The sequence below is a fragment of the Mesonia profundi genome, from assembly GCF_031085155.1.
Classification (GTDB): Bacteria; Bacteroidota; Bacteroidia; order Flavobacteriales; family Flavobacteriaceae; genus Mesonia; species Mesonia profundi.
Genome location: NZ_JAVHUL010000005.1, coordinates 14,463 through 35,596, shown reverse-complemented (window position 1 = coordinate 35,596; position 21,134 = coordinate 14,463). Strand labels below are relative to the sequence as shown.

19 protein-coding genes and 1 tRNA gene are annotated in these 21,134 nt (G+C 35.3%); 10 read left to right on the top strand and 10 right to left on the bottom strand.

All coding sequences use genetic code 11. The features are described 5' to 3' along the window. Position 1: 1 nt before the first annotated feature. On the bottom strand, positions 2–421 hold the full coding sequence (gene ybeY, locus RBU60_RS02955; protein WP_308863172.1) for an rRNA maturation RNase YbeY: 420 nt from the start codon (positions 419–421) through the stop codon (positions 2–4). After that, positions 418–3,876, bottom strand: a complete 3,459-nt coding sequence (locus tag RBU60_RS02950; RefSeq protein ID WP_308863171.1) for a hypothetical protein — start codon at positions 3,874–3,876, stop codon at positions 418–420. The genes ybeY and RBU60_RS02950 overlap by 4 nt, the downstream gene beginning before the upstream one ends. Before the next feature lie 194 nt (positions 3,877–4,070). On the opposite strand from RBU60_RS02950, the gene gltX reads away from it, so the two are divergent. The 3 genes from gltX to RBU60_RS02935 all read left to right on the top strand — a co-directional run bounded on the left by gltX (position 4,071) and on the right by RBU60_RS02935 (position 7,383). Beyond that, entirely contained in the window at positions 4,071–5,591 is a 1,521-nt protein-coding gene (gene gltX / locus RBU60_RS02945) for a glutamate--tRNA ligase (RefSeq protein WP_308863170.1), read from the top strand. A 56-nt stretch (positions 5,592–5,647) separates the two neighbouring features. Beyond that, positions 5,648–6,223, top strand: coding sequence for a DUF1287 domain-containing protein (locus RBU60_RS02940; protein ID WP_308863169.1), 576 nt, complete (start codon positions 5,648–5,650; stop codon positions 6,221–6,223). A 170-nt stretch (positions 6,224–6,393) separates the two neighbouring features. Next, a complete protein-coding gene (locus RBU60_RS02935) occupies positions 6,394–7,383 on the top strand; it encodes an SPFH domain-containing protein (protein WP_308863168.1) in 990 nt (329 codons plus the stop codon). A 38-nt stretch (positions 7,384–7,421) separates the two neighbouring features. Here RBU60_RS02935 and RBU60_RS02930 read toward each other — a convergent pair whose 3' ends face one another. From RBU60_RS02930 to RBU60_RS02915, 4 genes are all read right to left on the bottom strand, one after another. Next, complete coding sequence (locus tag RBU60_RS02930; RefSeq protein WP_308863167.1) at positions 7,422–7,652, bottom strand: DUF6327 family protein; 231 nt, start codon at positions 7,650–7,652, stop codon at positions 7,422–7,424. Positions 7,653–7,655: 3 nt separating this feature from the next. Continuing rightward, positions 7,656–8,051 (bottom strand): phage holin family protein, encoded by a 396-nt coding sequence (locus RBU60_RS02925; RefSeq protein WP_308863166.1) that lies wholly within the window; start codon positions 8,049–8,051, stop codon positions 7,656–7,658. Positions 8,052–8,059: 8 nt separating this feature from the next. After that, on the bottom strand, positions 8,060–8,434 hold the full coding sequence (locus RBU60_RS02920) for a YtxH domain-containing protein (RefSeq protein WP_308863165.1): 375 nt from the start codon (positions 8,432–8,434) through the stop codon (positions 8,060–8,062). 110 nt (positions 8,435–8,544) lie between these two features. Then, entirely contained in the window at positions 8,545–10,224 is a 1,680-nt protein-coding gene (locus RBU60_RS02915; RefSeq protein ID WP_308863164.1) for a glutamine--tRNA ligase/YqeY domain fusion protein, read from the bottom strand. A gap of 96 nt (positions 10,225–10,320) precedes the next feature. Here RBU60_RS02915 and RBU60_RS02910 point away from each other — a divergent pair, with 96 nt between their 5' ends. The 3 genes from RBU60_RS02910 to RBU60_RS02900 all read left to right on the top strand — a co-directional run bounded on the left by RBU60_RS02910 (position 10,321) and on the right by RBU60_RS02900 (position 11,560). Then, positions 10,321–11,040: a ZIP family metal transporter gene (locus tag RBU60_RS02910; protein ID WP_308863163.1), complete on the top strand. Its 720-nt coding sequence runs from the start codon at positions 10,321–10,323 to the stop codon at positions 11,038–11,040. A gap of 38 nt (positions 11,041–11,078) precedes the next feature. Beyond that, entirely contained in the window at positions 11,079–11,435 is a 357-nt protein-coding gene (gene folB / locus RBU60_RS02905; protein WP_308863162.1) for a dihydroneopterin aldolase, read from the top strand. Between the two features lie 51 nt (positions 11,436–11,486). After that, a tRNA-Cys gene (locus tag RBU60_RS02900) sits at positions 11,487–11,560 on the top strand. 53 nt (positions 11,561–11,613) lie between these two features. Here RBU60_RS02900 and RBU60_RS02895 read toward each other — a convergent pair. The 3 genes from RBU60_RS02895 to rnr form a co-directional block, all read right to left on the bottom strand. Continuing rightward, entirely contained in the window at positions 11,614–12,303 is a 690-nt protein-coding gene (locus RBU60_RS02895; protein WP_308863161.1) for a LysE family translocator, read from the bottom strand. Positions 12,304–12,344: 41 nt separating this feature from the next. Then, positions 12,345–13,016, bottom strand: coding sequence for a head GIN domain-containing protein (locus RBU60_RS02890; protein ID WP_308863160.1), 672 nt, complete (start codon positions 13,014–13,016; stop codon positions 12,345–12,347). Between the two features lie 192 nt (positions 13,017–13,208). Continuing rightward, positions 13,209–15,407 carry a ribonuclease R gene (gene rnr / locus RBU60_RS02885; RefSeq protein ID WP_308863159.1) on the bottom strand — a complete coding sequence of 733 codons (2,199 nt, stop codon included), beginning with the start codon at positions 15,405–15,407 and terminating at the stop codon, positions 13,209–13,211. A gap of 1,395 nt (positions 15,408–16,802) precedes the next feature. Between rnr and rpiB the strand changes: the two genes are divergently transcribed. The 4 genes from rpiB (at position 16,803) to RBU60_RS02865 (ending at position 20,359) form a co-directional block, all read left to right on the top strand. Next, a complete protein-coding gene (rpiB, locus tag RBU60_RS02880; RefSeq protein WP_308863158.1) occupies positions 16,803–17,234 on the top strand; it encodes a ribose 5-phosphate isomerase B in 432 nt (143 codons plus the stop codon). Positions 17,235–17,299: 65 nt separating this feature from the next. Beyond that, the gene (locus RBU60_RS02875) at positions 17,300–18,154 is read left to right on the top strand and encodes a cation diffusion facilitator family transporter (RefSeq protein ID WP_308863157.1); all 855 of its coding nucleotides are present in this window, start codon (positions 17,300–17,302) and stop codon (positions 18,152–18,154) included. 3 nt (positions 18,155–18,157) lie between these two features. Then, positions 18,158–18,616, top strand: coding sequence for a GNAT family N-acetyltransferase (locus tag RBU60_RS02870; protein WP_308863156.1), 459 nt, complete (start codon positions 18,158–18,160; stop codon positions 18,614–18,616). 210 nt (positions 18,617–18,826) lie between these two features. Beyond that, positions 18,827–20,359, top strand: coding sequence for a SulP family inorganic anion transporter (locus RBU60_RS02865; RefSeq protein WP_308863155.1), 1,533 nt, complete (start codon positions 18,827–18,829; stop codon positions 20,357–20,359). A gap of 97 nt (positions 20,360–20,456) precedes the next feature. On the opposite strand, the gene RBU60_RS02860 is transcribed toward RBU60_RS02865, so the two are convergent. Then, the gene (locus RBU60_RS02860) at positions 20,457–21,131 is read right to left on the bottom strand and encodes a TIGR04283 family arsenosugar biosynthesis glycosyltransferase (RefSeq protein ID WP_308863154.1); all 675 of its coding nucleotides are present in this window, start codon (positions 21,129–21,131) and stop codon (positions 20,457–20,459) included. Positions 21,132–21,134: the final 3 nt, after the last annotated feature.

Genomic DNA, 21,134 nt, shown 5'->3' with positions numbered 1-21,134 from the left:
TCTATTGTTCCACGTGGAACATTTTCATTTTTTCATTTTCCTTTTCCCTCATAGTCTCTTCTTCTTCTGGGGTTTTATCATTAAAACCACATAGATGGAGAATCCCATGACTCATCACTCGTCGAAGCTCATCTTCAAAACTTACATGAAAGTCCTTCGCATTCTCGGTAAGTCGCTCTGTAGAAATATAAATATCACTATTAATTTGTTTCCCCATATTGTAGTTAAACGTAATGATATCGGTAAGCGTATCGTGATCTAAATAGTCTTTATTAAGTTTTAATAAATAGTCATCATCACAAAATATATAACTGATTTCCCCTTCTGAAAATCCTTCAGATGTTATGATAGTAGAAACCCACTTTTCATAATGCATTTCTTCTGATAAAATAAACTCATTTTCACTAAAAAACTGTATCATTCTTTCTCGGTAAAGTATTCTTTTACAATCTCTTGATAATTTTTTTGCAAAGGTAAGGCTTGTCTATTTAATATTTCGGTCGTATTAAAATAATCTTTAGCCTTTGTTTTAAGTGAACTAGCTTCATTCGTAAAGTCTTTATCGTTGGTTTCTGAAGTTCTTTTTTGTTCTTCTCCTTGTTGTAGCATCGCATTCTCCATCTCTAATAACCGATGTTCTATTTGCTTCATTTTGGTGCCCGTATTTTTAGTTATCCCCTTGGTGAGTAACTCATCCTCAATATGCTCCATAGCGCGCGATAAACGTTTAGCTTCTGGACCCAAATTTTGTTGTTTAATCATATCATTTAACTGCATACGCAGAGATTGTTGTTCCTTAAATATCTCAAACAATTCTTTACTCATTTTTTCAGATTCTCCGTTTCCTCCACGTTCTCCGTTTTCTCCTTGACTTCCCGGTTTACCTTCCCCGGGTTGCTGTCCGTTTTCCCCTTGGTTTCCATCTTTTCCTTCGCCAGGCTTTTGTCCGCCTTCTCCTTGTTCGCCTCCTTCGCCTGCTCCGGGTTTCTTTCCGTTTGGAAATTGACCTTGTTTTCCTTCTCCAGGTTTCTTTCCTTTTTCACCAGCTTCCTCGCCAAGTTCTCCCTGTTTCTTAATGATGTCCTTTAGTTGAAAACCGGCACCTTGTCCTTCGCCTTCTTTTCCTTTTCCAGAAGAGCCTTCCCCTTCGCCCTGAGCATTCATTTGCATTTGCATTTGCTCCAAGCTTTCATTCAACATATTCGCCAAATCATTGGCGCCTTTAAAAACGTATTGCTGACTTGCAACTCCCCTAGGAATTTGATTATCTGCAAATCGCTCTAAGGCTTTATCTATATTGAAATTAATATCGGTAATTACCGAAGTAATATTTTCTGAAATCATAGGATTTCTAGAGGCTAAACCAAACAAACTATCATCCACATGCTTAAAGTTTTCTTTTAAGGTTTGTTGTTGCTTTAAGTTCCGTACGTAACGCGGACTGTTATCATTCAACTTTTCAAACTGAAGCATCAGATCTTCCTGTTCAAAAGAAAAACTCATCAGGTTTTCTAGGATTTGACGCAGCATTTCGGCATCTTCTTCCAATTGTTCTTGTCCGCCTTGAGCCATCGCCGATTTCATCTTCTGAGACATTTGTTTCATCTTTTCAGCAGCAGATTGTTGCTTTTTCTGAGCCGATTTTTTGGAAGGAGCACTTTCTTTTCCCTCTTCTTCCTCACTCTTCTCTAGATTTTCTTTCGCATCATCTTGATCTTCCTTTACCGCATCTTCTTGGCTTTCTTCCCTAGGAATATCCATAGGACTTTTAAGCTTTTCATTCTCTTTTTCAAGTTCATCCATTTGCTTCTGAATGTCTTCAAAATCTTTATTCAATTCCTCCTGAGCTTCCGAAGTGTTTTCTTTTTCTTCCAAGCCTAATTTCTCTTGCTCTTTCGCGAGTTCTTGCAAATCCGAAGCTATTTTTTCTGCTTTTTGCTCTACATAATACCTTTTGGTAAGCTCTAATAATTGTTCTAAAGATTTTTGTTGCGTCGTATTGCGTTTAGACAACTCTTCCATTTTCTTATGCAAATCTTCCTTATTTAACTTCTCTTGATATTTTTCTAATTCTTCCAAGAGTTTGTTGTCTTTTTCCATCTCCTTCTGACTCTTTTCTAAGCGTTTTTCCAATTCCTTTTTTAAAGGATCATTGGTTTTCAAATCTTCCAAGTTTTGCTTCATCTTCTCGGTATAAGACTTCATCAATTCATCTTGTTGACGCTGACGTTCCGTAAAGTTTTTTAGCTTTTCCTTATCTTGATAATTGAGCTGCTTTTTCTCTCGTTGTGACTGGTCAAGTTCTTTTAACTGCTTATTACGTGATTTCATTTCTTGCAGGGATTCGCTCATTCCTTGCATCGCATTCTCTTGGTTCTCTAAATTTCTTTCTTTTTCTTCTTTATTAGTAAGTAATTGGTAACCAAATACTTTACTCTTTTTAGATTTATAGTGGTGCACCGCATCATTATCAGTTACAATAAAGTAAAACTCGTAAGGAACTCCTTTTTCTAAGTCTAACTCATTCGGAAATTGATAAAAGAATTCTGCGTAATCTTTTCCGTTAAACGGAAGTTTTTTTGTCTTCAAATTTTTACGATCCCGAACAGGATAATACACAATTTGGAGGTTGGTAATCGCGTGATCATCGGTGATTACTCCTTTAAAATAATGAATAGCCGCCTGTGCAGAATCTTCCTTTTTCTCCACCTGAATGCTGGGAAATTGATCCTTAATTACCTTTAGAGAATAGTAAAGCTTCTCGTAATCTTTTAAGGAAGCGTTGGAACTCACCACCGCATAATCTGAAGAATGATAGATGCTTTTCTCCAATACAAATTTATGGTTTTGCTTTTTAAAAGCATATAAACTATCCAAGCCATCTAGCCTAACCTCATCGGTAGCATTCGTCGTAAGTTGCCATTTCACTTTGGTTCCTTCGGGGATGGTCGCGTTTCCGGTTCCTTCCATCACTTCATCGGGTTGGTTGATGTACGCAGGGTAATCTAGGTGCATTTTAAAATCGACCAGCGTTGGCACTTGCGTCACTTCAATTTGATAAGATTTAGAAGTAACCTCGTTAGAACTCAAGTAAAAATTCGTGTTGTTTTTAATCCGTGTAAACGTGTATTCAAAAACTCCGGGTGCCACTTGTTTTAAAATATAATCTTTTTCTTGAATATGTATTTTTGCCGTTTCCGGAATTACTTTTCCTTGCGTGGTAATTTTAAGGCTGACTTGTTCATTTTCTTTCACCTGAAGTTTGCTTTCATCCAACTGAAAAGCAAAAGGCGCGGGTGGTTCATACTCGCGTTCGTAATTCACTACGCGAGCATAACTATCAGAAAATAACTGCTCGTTCCCAGAAATATAAATCGCTAAAAAAATAGCCAGCGGAATAATCGCATACTTAAGATAACCTACATTGCTTTTAAAATTAATGGCGGTAGTAAAAGGTACCGGTTGCAATTCTTTAGATTTCTGCTCGATACTCGCCAGCAAAAGATCTGAATCTTGCAAATGCTTCTCCTTTTGTAACTGGAGCACATTTAAAAGTTTATCATCTACCTGCGGGAAGTGCTTCCCTATCATTTGCGAGGCTTCTTCATGACTTATTCCGCGAGAAAGCTTGAACAATTTGCTTATAGGAATCAGGATAAATTTAATAAATAAGGCCACCTCTACTCCAATAAACAACCAAAAAAGAATACTTCGGCCTAAAGAACTAAGCCATAGAAAATATTCTAAAAAGACGGTCATTAAAAAGTAAATCAAGCCGATAGCAAAAAATAAAATGACGCCCTTTAAAAGTTCATTGATGTAAAACTTTCTAATAAAACCTTCTAATTTTTGTTGAATATGTTGGTAGTTGTTCATAAAAATTGACTCCTTCGTCTATAACCCTTAAAAGTACATAATTTACTTTAGCTACAATGTTAAAATGAAGAAGCTCATCGCTTGAGTGCTATTTAAGGAGATAAGCTGTCAAAAAAACATAAAAACAATCCATACAAGCCTTAGACGATTCGTTTACTTCTAAAGAACATAGTATATTTGCCAAAAAAATAATCATGGCACAAAAAGTAAGAGTACGATTTGCTCCAAGTCCCACAGGGCCTTTACATATTGGTGGTGTAAGAACTGCACTTTTTAACTATCTATTTGCAAAAAAACACGGCGGAGATTTTATCTTACGTATAGAAGACACCGACCAGACGCGTTATGTAGAAGGAGCCGAAGATTATGTAAAAGAAGCCCTTGCTTGGTGTAACATTCCTTATGATGAAGGACCTGGGAAAGAAAAAGACTGCGGGCCCTATAGACAAAGTGAACGTAAAGAGCTTTATAAAAACTATGCGCAAGAGCTTATTGATAGCGGAAATGCATATTATGCTTTTGACGCTGCAGAGGAGTTAAATGCCCATAGAAAAGAACACGAATCTCAAGGAAAGACCTTTATCTATAACTGGCATAATCGCTTAAAATTAACCAATTCGCTTTCGCTTAGCGCGGAAGAAGTGCAACAAAAATTGGATGCTGGAGAAGCTTACGTCGTGAGGTTTAAATCTCCTTCTTCTGAAATTTTGCATATGACTGATCAAATTAGAGGCGGTATTCAAATAGATACGAGTGTATTGGATGATAAAGTGCTTTTTAAAAGCGACGGGATGCCAACGTATCACTTAGCCAATATTGTTGATGACCACTTGATGAAAATAAGCCATGTGATTCGTGGGGAAGAATGGTTACCCTCTATGCCTTTACACGTTTTACTATACAAGGCTTTTGGTTGGGAAGCTCCTAAGTTTGCTCATTTACCGCTTATTTTAAAACCTACGGGAAAAGGAAAACTAAGCAAGCGTGATGGAGACAAATTAGGTTTCCCCGTATTTCCTTTACAGTGGAAAGACCCAAAAACGGGAGATCTAGCTTCTGGATACCGTGAAGATGGATATTTGCCTGAAACAGTAATTAATATGCTTGCCTTTTTAGGTTGGAATGCTGGAGAAGGCTCAGAAAAAGAAATGTATTCTTTAGATGAATTAATAGAAGCTTTTAGTTTGGAGCACGTTTCTAAATCGGGTTCTAAATTTGATCCAGAAAAGACAAAATGGTTTCAGCATCAATATTTACAGTTAGAAAATAATTCCGCCTTAGCTAAAAAATATAGTAAAATCCTAAAGGAAAAAGGCCTTACTCCCTCGCAAGAAGAAGTGATAGAAGTGGTGGCGACCATTAAAGAAAGAGCTACGTTTGTGAGTGATTTTTGGGAGCTAAGCAGTTTCTATTTTGAAGCTCCTACAGAGTTTGACGCCAAAGCTTACAAAAAAGCATGGAAAGAAGACACTTCTGCGATTATGAGACAGGTGATTCACCAATTAGAGTCGATGTCTAATTTCTCTCAAGAACATGTTCAACACGAACTTAAATCTTGGATTACTTCTCAAGAAATAGGTTTTGGAAAAGTGATGCAACCTTTAAGACTATCTTTGGTAGGTGCGATGAAAGGACCAGATCTATTTCATATCCTTTCTTTTATAGGAAAAGAAGAAAGCATCAACAGAATTGAATTTGCCATCGCGCAAGCATAAAATTTTCACATACAATATTCCTTTCATCTCTCGAGTTCTCGTTAAAACGTCTCGTTATGAAAGGAATATTTTTTTGCATTCTAGTCTTTGTTTCTCTTTCCTGCTTTTCACAATCTGAAACTAAAGCGCAGCAATTAGCTACCGCCGCTATAACACTTACAGCGCAACAAGTGACCTACGATCCTAGTTACTTTTCTATGGATTATCCCAACGGTGATGTCCCTGCCAATAAAGGAGTTTGCACCGATGTTGTGATACGAGCCTACCGAGATTTAGAAGTTGATTTGCAGGAGTTGGTGCATCAAGATATGAAAGCGCATTTTGACAAATATCCAAATCTATGGGGACTAAAATCCACCGATACCAATATAGACCACAGAAGAGTGCCTAATTTAATGGTATTTCTTAAAAGAAAAGGAACAGAGAAACCCATCAGTGATCATCCAAAAGATTATCTCCCTGGTGATATTGTCTGCTGGAGTTTGGGAGGCGGAAAGACCCATATTGGGGTGGTTAGTGATGAAAAAACCACAGACTTAAAGAGGTATAAAATTGTGCATAATATTGGGGCTGGACAGGTTTTGGAAGATGTTTTGTTCGATTATAAAATTATAGGACATTATGTGTACTAAGCTTAAGCTATGTAGGGTTTTCAAAACCTTCAGAAGTATAGTTTAGACTAAGGGGTGGTTTTGCATTAGGATTAAAAGGAAAAAGCATTTAAAAAAGTAGTTTATAAAGGGGTAGTTAAAAAATTAACAATTATCTTTAGAGGATAATTCATTTTAATTTAAAATTATTTATGGGACCATTTTTATTGGGTTTTGTCATTTTCTTTGGCTTAATCATCATTGTTACAGGGATATTTACGGTAAAGCAACAAACTGCTGCCGTGGTAGAACGCTTCGGGAAATTCTTAAGCATTAGGCATTCGGGTTTACAATTTAAAATTCCGATTTTTGATAAAATCGCGGGAAGAGTCAACTTAAAAATTCAGCAATTAGATGTGATTGTAGAAACGAAAACAAAAGATGACGTATTTGTTCATTTAAAGATTTCGGTACAATTTCAAGTGATTAAGGATAAAGTATATGACGCGTTTTATAAGCTAGAAAATCCTCAAAATCAGATTACATCCTATGTATTTGATGTAGTGCGCGCAGAAGTGCCTAAAATGAAGTTAGACGACGTTTTTGAACGTAAAGACGACATTGCTATCGCAGTAAAAGAAGAATTAAACGATGCGATGAGTGATTATGGGTATGATATTATTAAAACCTTGGTGACCGATATTGATCCCGATGTGAAAGTAAAAGAAGCCATGAACCGCATTAATGCTTCTGAAAGAGAAAAAGTAGCTGCAGAATATGAAGCAGAAGCTGACCGAATTAAAATTGTCGCTAAAGCTAGAGCTGAAGCGGAAAGCAAGCGTTTACAAGGACAAGGTATTGCAGATCAACGTAGAGAGATTGCACGTGGTTTAGAAGAATCTGTAGATGTATTAAACAATGTAGGCATCAATTCGCAAGAAGCTTCGGCTTTGATTGTCGTGACTCAACATTACGATACGTTACAATCTATTGGTAGCGAAACCGATACCAACTTGATTTTACTTCCAAACTCTCCGCAGGCAGGCAGTGAAATGCTTAATAATATGATTGCTTCTTTTTCTGCTTCCAATCAAATTGGAGAGAAAATGAAAGAACGAAATAGAGCGAAAGGAATTGTGAATAAGAAAGATAAAAATTATAAGAAACCTCCGCAAGAAGATCAAGACAATTTAGAATATTAAATCAAAAAAAAATCCTGAGCTACAAACTCAGGATTTTTTTATCTTTTCAATACATTGGGTTTACTAGAACCCAAAATTTTACTTACTGCTTTTAATACAAATGCTTTCTTAGCAATAGAACTTGCAATCCCACTAATGATAGAAATAGGAGAAAAATCTTCCTTAATTTCCTCTACATTAATCTTCATCTTCTGTTTATTAATCTGCATTTGAAGTTTTAAAATCTTCAAATCGTGATCTACTTCCTCATAAGAATTGTAAATTTTCATATTCTAGTTGTTATAAAGTTCTTCTTCTAATGATTCATCCTCATCTCCACTATCATTAAAAGCTGATTTAGACATTTTCTTTAGGAGCAACTTACTAAAAAATGCTTTTCCAAAAATGAGCACTAATAAAAATAATAGAAAATAAACACCACCTACAATGAAGAAACCGTAACTCAAACTTCCTAAACTTTTTCCTATTAAGATAGAGAAGCCGACAGAAATAAATGCTAAAAATAATAGAAAAATACTCCCTACGACTAAAAACCTAGCAACAGCAGCCGATGTTTTGGTTGCTTTCTTGAAAACATCTAACTTATAATATTCAAGCGTACTCTCAATATACGCTTGAGCATTACTATTAAGTTCATCAATGTGGTTAGTAAGGTTGTTTATTGACATAAATTTATTTAGCTAATTGCATTTTTGGCTTTATTTTTTAACTCATCTACTTTGCTTTCCGCATGAAATTTAGCATTCTTTGCTCTTAACTCTTCTAATTTTCCTTCCATTGCAGACAAAATATCATCAGCTTTATAGCTTGCAGAAGATAAAGTCTCATCTAATTTAGATTCAAAATTATGTTTTGCATTTTTAGCCGATTCACTTAAGTGCTTGCTCGTTTCACTCACCTGCTTATCTAATCTGTTCTTTGCTTTCTTAGCTTCTTTACTAAGCTTCTTTCTAGTATCTTCTCCTTTTTCTGGAGCGTATAAAAGTCCAACTCCTGCTCCAATTGCTGCACCTGTAATTAAGGCTAAAAGCGTATTTCCTGTATTTGCCATTTCTATTGTTATAATTGGTTAATATTAGTATTTTATCAAATATAGATAACTAAAACAGCAATAGCTGTTAATAACCGGTTAATATAAAAGATTAGTATGCTAAAATATTCTTAATTAGATTTTTTTACCCAAGAATCACGTAAGCTTACGGTTCTATTAAAGACAGGCTTTTCTAAACTGGTAGATTGATCTGCACAAAAATAACCGATACGTTGAAATTGAAAATGCTCTAATTCTTTCGCATTTTTTAAGCTAGGCTCTACATAACCTACAATGGTTTGTAACGAATCTGGATTTACAAAATCTATAAATTTTTTGTCTTTATCAGCATCTGGTGATTCTACCGTAAATAAACGGTCGTATAAGCGAACTTCTGCTTTTACGGCATGCGGAATAGAAACCCAATGCAAGGTCCCTTTTACTTTACGTTGAGATTCTTCGGTACCACTACCACTTTTACTTTTAGGATCGTAAGTACAATGTACTTCTACGATGTTTCCATCGTCATCTTTTACTACCGATTCTCCTTTAATGATATACGCATTTTTTAAACGTACTTCCTTCCCAAGTGTTAACCTGAAAAATTTACGGTTAGCTTCTTCTTTAAAATCGGCTTGCTCTATATAAATTTCTTTAGAAAATGGAACCTCTCTGCTTCCAGCGGTTTCATCTTCTGGATTGTTTTCGGCTTCCAACCATTCTTCAGCTCCTTCTTCATAATTGGTGATTACCACTTTTAAAGGATCCAAAACGGCCATCACTCGGCTAGCTGTTTTATTTAAATCTTCACGTGCACAAAACTCTAAGTGCGACATATCAATGACGTTTTCACGTTTTCCTACGCCAATGGTTTCTGCGAATTTTTTAATGGAATTTGCTGTGTACCCTCTTCGGCGTAAGCCAGAAATAGTAGGCATTCTTGGATCATCCCAAGATTCTACCACCTTTTTTTCTACCAACTGAGCCAATTTGCGTTTACTCACAATGGTATGACTTAAATTACGACGCGCAAACTCACGTTGCTTAGGCTGAAGTTGTTTTGGCTGATTTACTTTTTCTAAAAACCAATTGTATAATTCTCTATGCGGTAAAAATTCTAAGGTACAAAAAGAGTGAGAAACGCTTTCTATAAAATCACTTTCTCCGTGTGCCCAATCGTACATCGGGTAAATTTTCCAATCGTTATTCGTTCTATGGTGCGCTTTATGCAAGGTTCTATACATCACAGGATCTCTCATCAACATATTGCTAGAAGCCATATCAATTTTAGCCCTCAACACATGCGCTCCTTCTGCCGTTTCCCCATTTTTCATGGCTTCAAAAAGACTTAAATTTTCTTCTACAGAACGATCTCTATACGGACTCGCACTTCCCGGCTGCGTTGGAGTTCCTTTTTGTTGGGCTATTTGTTCTGAAGCCTGACTATCTACATACGCATCTCCATTCTTAATCATGGCTACCGCCCAATCGTAAAGCTGCTGAAAATAATCTGAAGCATAGCATTCTTTCTCCCATTTAAAACCAAGCCATTCCACATCGCGTTTAATCGCATCTACAAATTCTTGCTCTTCTTTGATGGGATTTGTATCATCAAAACGTAAATTTACAGGAGCATTATAGCGCAATCCCAAACCAAAATTTAGATTGATGGAGGACGCATGTCCTATATGCAAATACCCGTTAGGCTCTGGAGGGAAACGAAATTTAAGTTCCTCTCTTTCATACCCATTTTGAAGATCTTCTTCAATAATTTGCTCTATAAAATTCAGTGGTTTTCTTTCTTCTGTCATAACTAATATTCAATATGCGCAAAGTTATTTAAAAATTCGCTCTTTTAAGACTTTATAGTTTAAATATGAATTGTAATTTTAGTAAAATAAAAGTTTATGGATGATGTTTTTCAAATTATTCTTTACTCGGGAATCTCTGGAATTACGGTTTTCCTTGGCGGAATACTAGCCAAACTATATCTAGCTAAATTCCAACACTATACTTATAAAGTAGAATTCAACCACTTTATTACCGCTTTTGGTGGCGGAATCATTGTTTCTGCCTTAGCTTTAGTCTTAGTTCCTAAAGGTATGGAGGAACTTTCAGTAATTCCTACAGCGGTTATATTTTTACTTGGTTCGACTACTTTTTTAATTTTAGACCGATATTTAGCTCAAAAAGGCGGAAAAATGAGTCAGTTGTTAGCCATGTTAATGGATTTTGTTCCTGAAGCTATTGCCTTAGGAGCCATTTTTGCCACCGATACCCAAACCGGAACGCTCTTGGCTATTTTTATAGGGATGCAGAATTTACCGGAAGCCTTTAATTCTTATCAAGACCTCACCGAAAGTGGTTTTAAAAGTCAAAAGGCCTTAGTGGTTCTCTTTCTCTTGAGTTTTTCTGGTATTGTGGGCGCCCTTATTGGCTATCTCTTTTTACAAGATCAACCCGAAATCACTTCTGGACTTATGCTCTTTGCCAGCGGCGGAATTCTTTATCTTATCTTTGAAGATATTGCACCTTCGGCTAAATTGGATAAAAAATGGTTGCCTGCTTTTGGCGCCAATATTGGCTTTTTGGTAGGAATTATAGGGGAAAAACTAATAGGTGGTTAAAAATAATTATCTTTGATTTATTGATACTTAAAAATAAAATGGGAAAAATAACACTACATAACATTCGCGTATTTACCAACCATGGTTGTTTGGAAGAAGAAGGAAAAATTGGGAGTGAATACAGCGTTAACCTAACGGTAAAAGCGAATTTAAGTCCTTCGGCAGAAAGTGATGAGCTCAAAGATACCGTAGATTACGTGCACCTTAACAAAGTGGTTAAAGAGGAAATGGCCAAACGTTCAAAACTTTTAGAACACGTGGCCGAACGTATCTTAACGCGTATTTTAAGTGAAGATGATATAGTAACTTTTGCCGAAGTGGAAGTATCCAAAATTAATCCGCCTTTAGGAGGCGACGTAGAAAAAGTTACAATTATATTATCTAAAGAAAGATAAGTTGTTTCTTTTTCATAAAAATTAGTACATTTGCAGTCCTTATTAAAATAAGGTGTCGTGGCCGAGTGGCTAGGCAGTGGTCTGCAACACCATCTACAGCGGTTCGAATCCGCTCGACACCTCCAAAAAAACCCTCGAAATCTCGAGGGTTTTTTGCTTTTTAGCTCTCGTTGTGTTTTTATTTGGATTTCTCTGGCATAATATTTTCCATTTGATGTTCCAGTTGTTCTAATTCTGAAGGAAACAATCCCCTACTGATTAAGATGGCTCCAAATACAATAATGAGAATACTTATAGCTTTTTTAAAGAGATAAATTCGTTTGGGTGTGAGTTTATGGTTGAGCTTTTTAGCCAATAGAATCTTTAAAAGATCTATGACAAAGTAAGTAAGCAATACGGTACTAAAGAAAACCAAAAGTCGGTCTGGATCCATTTTTAACTGCGGCCCAAATACAATGATGAGTCCTAACCAAAATCCCAAGACTCCTATATTCACAAAATTGAGTAAAAAACCTTTTACCATAAGGCCCAGTACATCACTTTTTTTAAGTTTTCTAACTTCAACCCCTTCGGTTTTTGGAAGCGCTTTTTTCTCTTTTACATAGGTAATCGTACCATAGGTCGCTAAGATTGCTCCTCCAAAAATGAATAAAGCAGGATCATCTTTGATACTGGTTAATAATTTATTGGTACTAAAATAAGCAATAGAAAGAAAAACAATATCGGCTATAATCACCCCAAGATCAAAACATAGAGCTGCTCTAAAGCCTTTGATAGCAGCAGTTTCTAGTAATACAAAAAATACAGGACCTAAAAGAAATGCTAAAAAAATCCCTAAAGGAATGGCTGCAAATATATCTTGAAGCATAAGTGGTTTATTCTAAATACAAAGATAGCGATTAGAAATGATTAAGAGCGTTTCTTAATCTTTCCTCCTAAACTGGTTTTTTTATCCAACTTTTTAGGATCTCCATAAACCGCTATCATTCCTCCAGCAGTTACTTTGGCTTTACAATAATCGGTGACAAAAATCTCTGCGTATCCACCAGCTTTCAGATTCGCATCGGTATTTTTGGAATGCATTTCTTTTGCTTCGTAACGTCCACCAGTTCTAATTTCTACCAATTGATCCTCTGTAGAACCTTTAGTCTCTATTTCGCCACCGGTAACCGCCTTAATCTCTAATTCTTTAAGTTGGGCAACCGCATATATTCTACCGCCTTCTTGGGCTCTTAAAACAAGTTTATCGCCTTTAAATTCTTTCAACTCAGCGAAAGAACCTTCATTTACATCTACGGTATGAATGTTTTTGTAATACACTTTTACCTGGGTGTCATTCTCACTCCAAATGTTGCTTAAAGAAAGTTTTATGTGCAACACATCTCCTTTTACTTCGGCGGTAATTTCATCTTTATCAAAACCGCTAGCAATGATCTTATTCTCTGAAGAGGGAATTAAAATGGCTTCGATTTTATCAAAAATCTTGATTTCTTGAAAATCTTTATCAATAAGAATTTCTTCTTGTGCTTTTACGCTGAACGCGGAAATAGCTACAACTACTAATACTATTATTTTTTTCATAATTTTATTTTTTTTGCGTTAGGGATGACAACGGCAACCTTTTTTTGTATTTCGAAAAAGCAGTCTGGTATAAAATGAATAAAACCCGTTATACAACAAGTTCTATTCTATAGATTCCTCACAAAAAAAGTTACAGTGTACAGCCCGCAGCTTTGGTAAAAGCTGAACGCCCAAATGATACGAATTATAATCCTACTGCTCTACTTCTTGTTTACTCCCCACTAAGTTAAAGTCTAATTGTCGCTTCACCAAATCTGCATTTTTTACCGTTACATACACTTCGTCTCCCAATTGGTAAATTTTGCCTGTTTTACGGCCTTCAATGGCATAATTTTCTTTATCAAAATCAAAATGGTCTTCTTTAATATCTCTTAGCTTTACCATTCCTTCGCACTTATTTTGTTCAATTTCTATATAGATTCCCCATTCGGTAACTCCAGAAATTACGCCCAAAAATTGTTCGTTTTCATGGTCTTGCATAAATTTAACCTGCATGTATTTAATGGAATCGCGCTCGGCACTCACCGAAAAGTTTTCCATATCGCTACAATGTGCAGATTTTTCTTCATATTCTTCTTGGCTAGCAGAAGGTTTTTCGTCTAAATAACGTTGCAATAAACGATGCACCATCACATCTGGATAACGTCGTATAGGCGAGGTAAAATGCGAATAATAGTCGAATGCTAACCCGTAATGTCCAATATTTTTTGTGCTGTAATAGGCTTTACTCATGGTACGAATGGTAAGCGTATCTACCAAATTCTGCTCTTTTTTACCTTGTACATTTTCTAACAAACCGTTTAAGGAAGTAGAAATAGATTTTTTATCTTTTAGGTTGAGCGTATGACCAAATTTACCGACTAGCTTTTCTAAAGCTGCCAATTTATCGTCATTGGGTTCATCGTGACAACGGTATACAAAAGTCTTCTTAGGCGTTTGTTTTCCTATAAATTCTGATACTTTTCTATTGGCCAACAACATAAACTCTTCAATAAGCTTATTGGCTTCTTTTGCCGTTTTAAAGTAAACGCCAATAGGATCGTTATTTTCATCTAAATTGAACTTCACCTCTACCTTATCAAAAGAAATAGCTCCGCTTTTCATACGTTCTCTACGCATAACTTTGGCGAGTTCTTCTAAAGTAACTACCGCCTTTACAATCTCTGGCGTGGTAGAATACTTTTTGTCTTGAATAGATATATCTGCCGGAATATCTCCCGAATTATTTTCTATAATAAACTGTGCTTCTTCGTACGCAAAACGCGCATCGCTATAGGTAACGGTTCTTCCAAACCATTGATCTACCACTTTCGCTTTCTTATCAATTTCAAACACCGCAGAAAACGTATATTTCTCTTCATTGGGTCTCAAAGAACACGCATTATTAGACAAAACCTCTGGTAACATAGGCACTACGCGGTCTACCAAATAAATGGAAGTGGCGCGCTCGTAAGCTTCGTCATCCAGAATACTGCCAGGTTGCACGTAATGTGAAACATCTGCAATGTGAATTCCTACTTCATAATTCCCATTTTCTAAAATTTTAAAACTTAACGCGTCATCAAAATCTTTAGCATCTTTGGGATCTATCGTAAAGGTTAAGGTATCGCGCATATCGCGACGCTTCTTAATTTCCTTTTCTTGAATGGAAGTATCTATTTTATTGGCAAAGTCTTCTACTTCTTTAGGAAACTCTCTCGGGAGTCCGTTTTCAGCTAAAATAGATTGCATTTCGGTTTCATGCGCTCCAGCTTCACCCAGGACTTCTATAATTTTACCAATGGGAGAATCTGCTTTTTCTGGCCAATCTTTTAATTCGGCCAAGACAACCATGCCATCTTTAATATCGCCAATTTCTTCTTTGGGAATAAAAATATCAGTATACATTTTTGGACTTTGTATTTGTACAAAACCAAAATTTTCATGCACTTGCAATTTCCCTACGAATTGGATTTTGCTACGCTTGATAATTTCTACCACCTCTCCCTCGTTCTTTCCATTTCTTCGTCTTTTATAAACGTATATCTTAACGAAGTCACCATCTAAGGCCTTATTTAAACTTTTTTGTGGGATATATACATCCTCTTCCAGGTCTTCTACAATCACATAACCATCTTTTCTAGTGGTCATATCGAGTTTACCTTCAAAATAATCGGTGCTTCCGTTAATTTGAAATTTACCTCTCTCGGCTTCAATAATTTGCTTTTTTCCTGCTAATTCTGATAAAGCTTTTATAATCTGATTTCTACTATTAGCGTCATCTACTTCTAGTTTGGCCGCTATTTGCTTATAATTAAAATTTTGAGAACTGTTTTTTCTCAGTATGCTAAGTATACTATTAGAAAGGTTTTTTATTTTATTTCCTCCTTTTTTCTTTTTTCTCTTTGTCATTTATTGTTTTTATCTGGTCTAAAATTACAGTTATTAATTGAAATGAAGTAAATATCTGTTTAATGTTTTGTTAAGAATGCGTAAAGAAGCAAGTCTATTTTGAAATTATTTTACAATTATTTAAACCTTTTATGTTAAAATAAACTTAAAATTATATTATCTTTGTTAGTGAACCCCATTCGCTAAGTCAGTAGCATTTTCATTATGTATAATTCTAAAAAATTACTCGTGTTTTTTGTTATTATTTTTGTGGTAGGTTTTATATGTGTTGCTTTTTATGTAAACACTGCTTTTAATGCCTCAGCTAAAGAAAGTAATACGACGCAAACTAGTCTTCATTATCACTAAGACCTTTAGTAGCTCTTATTGTAAATCTGCCATTAGATCTCTATTCTTATATCAGACTTTTTTTGTTTAAAAATAAGATTTTATTGTTTGTATCTCCTTTTTTTAAAAAAATTCTACGGAATTATTTCTAACTCCTATTTATCTTTAAATACCAATTTAGTAAAGGCTTTACAACGGTCTATCTGAGTTGATCTTATTTTAAACCGCAACTATTTATTGGTTAGTTAGGATTAAGTCTTGCTTGTTGTTTTCAAAACATATTTCAATATCATTAGTGTCCGATTAAAACATTACAGAATTCTGTTGATTCAAATATAAAAGGCGTTTAGAGGTTTTTTATGAAATAACAGCTTGCTATTAAGTTTAGTATTGAAATTTAAAAATTAATACGAATGCTTAATCATTAAATCTAATTATCGGGCTAATAAGAATCAAGTCTTATATCTTAGTCGGACACGACTATATTAATATCTCTATCTTCTTTTTTTTAGATTCCATTTTAATACTTTTTCTCATTTCTTCACAGATGTTATGAACATTATATATAATCATCTTTTTTCTTTTATAAATTTAAAAAAATAAATGATGTATATGATTGCGTGTTTATAGCGGTAGAAAAATACTCTTATAAATTTGCATTTGTATCTTTTGAAAACTACTTAACACAAATGTGAAGGAATTGTTAATACTAACTCCTTGAATTCTCTATTTTTACGTTTAATTATTAACAATGGTGAATAGAGAAGTGAATAGTATTTAGTTCATTCTATTTACACATTTTCCATGTTGATAAGTGTGACTTGAATGCTCATAAGTTTTTTTAAAATAATAACAACTTTCATAGGATTATTCAACATCTCCTCGCCTTGGAAATAAATAATGGAAAAGCAAATTTTACTTGTAAAAAGTAACCGCCACTTATCCACAATTCATGGTTAATAGTAAAGAGCTCATCTTTAGTTTTTTAAGAAATTGAATTAACATCGCAAAATATCGACTCATTTTAAGCTTTCTCTTACCTTTGTAAATCTAATAAAACCTAAGCTCATGACAATTTCTATAGGCAACGACCACGCAGGAACAGATTATAAAAATGAAATCATTTCTTTTTTAGAAAAAAACAAGATCAACGTTATTAATCATGGAACCAATACCAATGATAGTGTAGATTATCCAGATTTTGTACATCCTGTGGCAAAAGATGTGGAAGAAGCAAAAGTGGAATTCGGAATCATTATCTGCGGAAGCGGTAACGGAGCTTCTATGACGGCTAATAAACATCAAAATGTAAGATGCGCCCTGTGTTGGACCAATGAAATTACTAAATTAGCACGTGCACATAATGATGCTAATATATTGAGTATTCCGGCAAGATTCACTTCGATGCCCCAAGCTATAGATATGGTAAAATCATTTATAGCAACGCCATTTGAAGGAGGAAGACATCAAAAAAGAGTAGAAAAAATCGCTTGTAAATAACTATTTTGAGTTCGAATAACCATTCACATTCCCATTCCCACGCGCCCATAAAGGGGAAAAACCTCATGATATCCATTGTTTTGAATATCATCATTACGGTGGCTCAAGTGGTAGGCGGGCTCATAAGTGGAAGTTTATCTTTACTTTCTGACGCGCTGCATAATTTTAGTGATGTACTTTCTTTAATCATTAGTTACATCGCCAATAAGTTATCGGCCAGAGAAGCTTCGGTAAGTAAGACTTTTGGTTATAAAAGAGCCGAAATTATCGCTGCTTTTATTAACGCTTCCTCGTTAATGGTGATCGCTATTATATTGATTAAAGAAGCGGTAGAACGCTATTTTAATCCGCAAAGTATAGATTCTACCATGGTCATCTGGTTGGCAATTTTGGCAATAGCTGGGAATGGATTTAGTGTTTTACTGATGAAAGCCGATAGTAAAACCAATATGAACATGCGTTCGGCGTACCTTCATTTAGTTACCGATATGTTAGCTTCTGTAGCGGTTTTAATAGGAGGTTTGTTGATGAAATATTACCAGCTTTTTTGGATAGACAGCGTGTTAACTGCTGGGATTGCCATTTATTTAATTGTGGTAGGTTATGATCTTTTAAAGTCTTCTTTTAATGTATTGATGTTATTTACTCCTAGTGATATTGTCATTAAAGATATTGTAGAAGCGGTTTGCGAAATTGAAGAAATTAAAAATATACACCACATCCACATTTGGCAACTCAATGAAAAAGAAGTGCATTTAGAAGCCCATGTAGAATTTCATAAAAATATTTCCATATCAGAATTTGATTCGATACTTACCAAAATAGAAAAGGTGGCCAATGATGAATTTAATATCAACCACATTAATATTCAACCCGAATTCAATAAAGAAGATCCTAAAGATATTATTGTTCAAGATTAAAAAATGAAAAACCCACAACTAGAGATCCAAGTAAAGTATTTTAAAGATTTAAGTCTAGAAGAACTTTATGCCCTACTTCAATTGCGAAGTGAAGTTTTTGTGGTAGAACAAGATTGTGCCTACCAAGATGTAGATACTAAAGATGTACAGGCTTTACATATTTTAGGATTTCACGAAGAGCAACTGGTAGCTTATGCGCGTTGTTTTGCACCGCATATCTATTTTGAAGAAGCGGCGATTGGCCGAGTAGTAGTAGAAAAATCACATCGAAAATTTGGGTGGGGACACGAGATTTTAAAAGCTTCCATTCAAGCGATTAAAGACGAATACCAAACCAAAAAAATAAAGCTTTCTGCACAGCAATACCTTACCAAATTTTACGAATCTCATCAGTTTAATCAACTGGGAGAAGGATATTTAGAAGATGGGATTCCGCATATTGCCATGCTCAAAAACGATTAGTAAAAACTTAGTAACCAAACTCTTGTGAGAAAAGCTTTTTATGAATAGTTTTGCAAATTCTTATGCAAAAAAAGTCGTATACATATCAATTTAAACTTACGCCGCCATAGCAACGGCTTTTTACTTATATTCTTTCCTGTTTCTAGGAAATCTCTATTTAATTTTCTATCAAAAATTTATTCCGTTTAACGGAAATTCAACCTATAGCTCATGAAAAAAGTTTTTAACCTTTTCGATTTTAAACAAAAAGTAGATTACAAAATCGAAATTTTAGCTGGTCTTACCGTCGCTATGACGATGATTCCTGAATCGCTTTCATTTGCTATTCTTGCTGGTTTTCCTCCTTTGGTGGGATTATATGCCGCTTTTATTATGGGATTGATTACCGCTATTTTTGGTGGTAGACCAGGAATGGTTTCTGGAGGTGCCGGTGCCACTGTAGTCGTGTTAATCGCGTTGATGAATTCTCACGGGTTAGATTATGTGTTTGCTGCTGTAGCGATGGCCGGGATCATTCAAATTATAGTAGGTCTTTTTAAATTGGGAAAATTTATTAGATTAGTGCCACAACCGGTTATGTTTGGTTTTGTAAATGGTTTAGCGGTCATCATTTTTATGTCGCAGATGGAACAGTTTAAAACCGTTTTTAACGGCGAAGTAGCATGGTTAACGGGCACTCCGCTTTTAATTATGGGCGCTTTAGTGGCTTTAACCATTGCAATTATTGTGATCTTACCTAAGTTCACCAAAGCTATTCCTGCTTCTTTAGTTGCTATTTTGGTGGTCTTTGGAATTGTTTTAGTTTTTAATATTGATACCAAACAAGTGGTAGATATTGCTTCCGTTAGCGGAAGTTTACCTCCGTTTCATATTCCTAATGTTCCGTTTACCTTAGAAACTTTACAAATTATTCTTCCTTATGGTTTAATTATGGCCGCGGTAGGTCTTACTGAAGGTTTACTTACCCTTAATCTGGTAGATGAAATTACAGGAACTAAAGGAAATAGCAATAAAGAATGTTTAGCGCAAGGAACGGCAAATATTGCCAATGGTTTCTTCTTTGGAATGGGAGGTTGTCCTATGATTGCTCAAACCTTAGTTAATTTATCATCAGGTTCTAGAGCTAGATTGTCTGGAATCATCGCCGCATTAACCATCCTAACGATTATCTTAGTGGGTGCTCCCGTTATCGAATTACTTCCTATGGCAGCACTCGTAGGCGTGATGATTATGGTGGCTATCGGTACCTTTGAGTGGGCGAGTTTTAAAGCTTTTACCAAAATGCCTAAACACGATATTTTTGTGATGCTTGTGGTTACTTTGGTCACTGTTTTTCTACATAATTTGGCACTTGCCGTATTGATAGGAGTAATTATTTCTGCCTTGGTATTTGCTTGGGAAAGTGCGAAACGCATTAGAGCGAGAAAAAGAATTGATGAAGACGGTGTAAAACATTATGAATTATACGGTCCTCTTTTCTTTGGTTCTACCACCGCTTTTATAGATAAATTTGATGTGGAAACTGATCCTGAGGAAATCGTCATCGATTTTGCCGATAGTAAAATCACCGATATGAGCGCCATCGATGCGGTTAACAAAATCACCGATCGTTACTTAAAACAAGGTAAAAAAGTACATTTAAAGCATTTAAGTGCCGATTGTAGAAGACTTTTGCATAATGCGGAAAAGATTATAGATGTCAACATTATTGAGGATCCTAGCTATAAAGTAATGGGGAAATAAATTGCTTTTTTAGCTGAATAAGTTCTAAAAAGACGGAAGCTTTTTCTGAAATAAATAGATAATCAAACTACATCTCGGGCTCTTGTCTCGAGGCTTTTTACTTAAGCCAACGCTTACCAAATTTGATTAATTGATCTTGATTGACTCCGCGGAAGAAACCAAACATGATGATGCCGTAAATAAACTGCGTTTTAAAATTCCCGTTGGTATCATAAGTTCTGGTACTTACCAAAACGTCTTTTGGAATGACGTGGTAATCTGTTTTTTGACTGGCTCTTTTTATAAAATCATATTCCTCCATCAACTTAAGGGATTCATCATAGCCTTTTAATTCTTGAAAGAAACTTTTCGTAATCCATAGGGTTTGTCCGCCTCCTCTAAACATCATGCCTTTATACCTAGAAAAATAACTATTGATCCTTAGAAACCAATTTTTGGTATCAAATAGGGATCTAAAACAGCCAAAAGGAATGTTTTCTTCTAAATGAGCTTCGATGTCTTTATAAAAGCTCGCAGGCGGAATGCTATCGGCGTGTACAAAATAAAGAACGTCTCCTATTGCCGCTTTTGTACCAGCATTCATTTGTTTAGCTCTGCTTTTGGGAGCATCAATTACTTTTACGCCTAGATTTTCTGCTATTTTTTTAGAGTCATCGGTGCTTCCTCCATCCACCAAAATCACTTCTTTTGCTGGACTTTCTACCAATAAAGGCAAAAGCTTTTTTAAGTGGAATTCTTCATTCACCACCGGAATAATAATACTAAGATTCATACT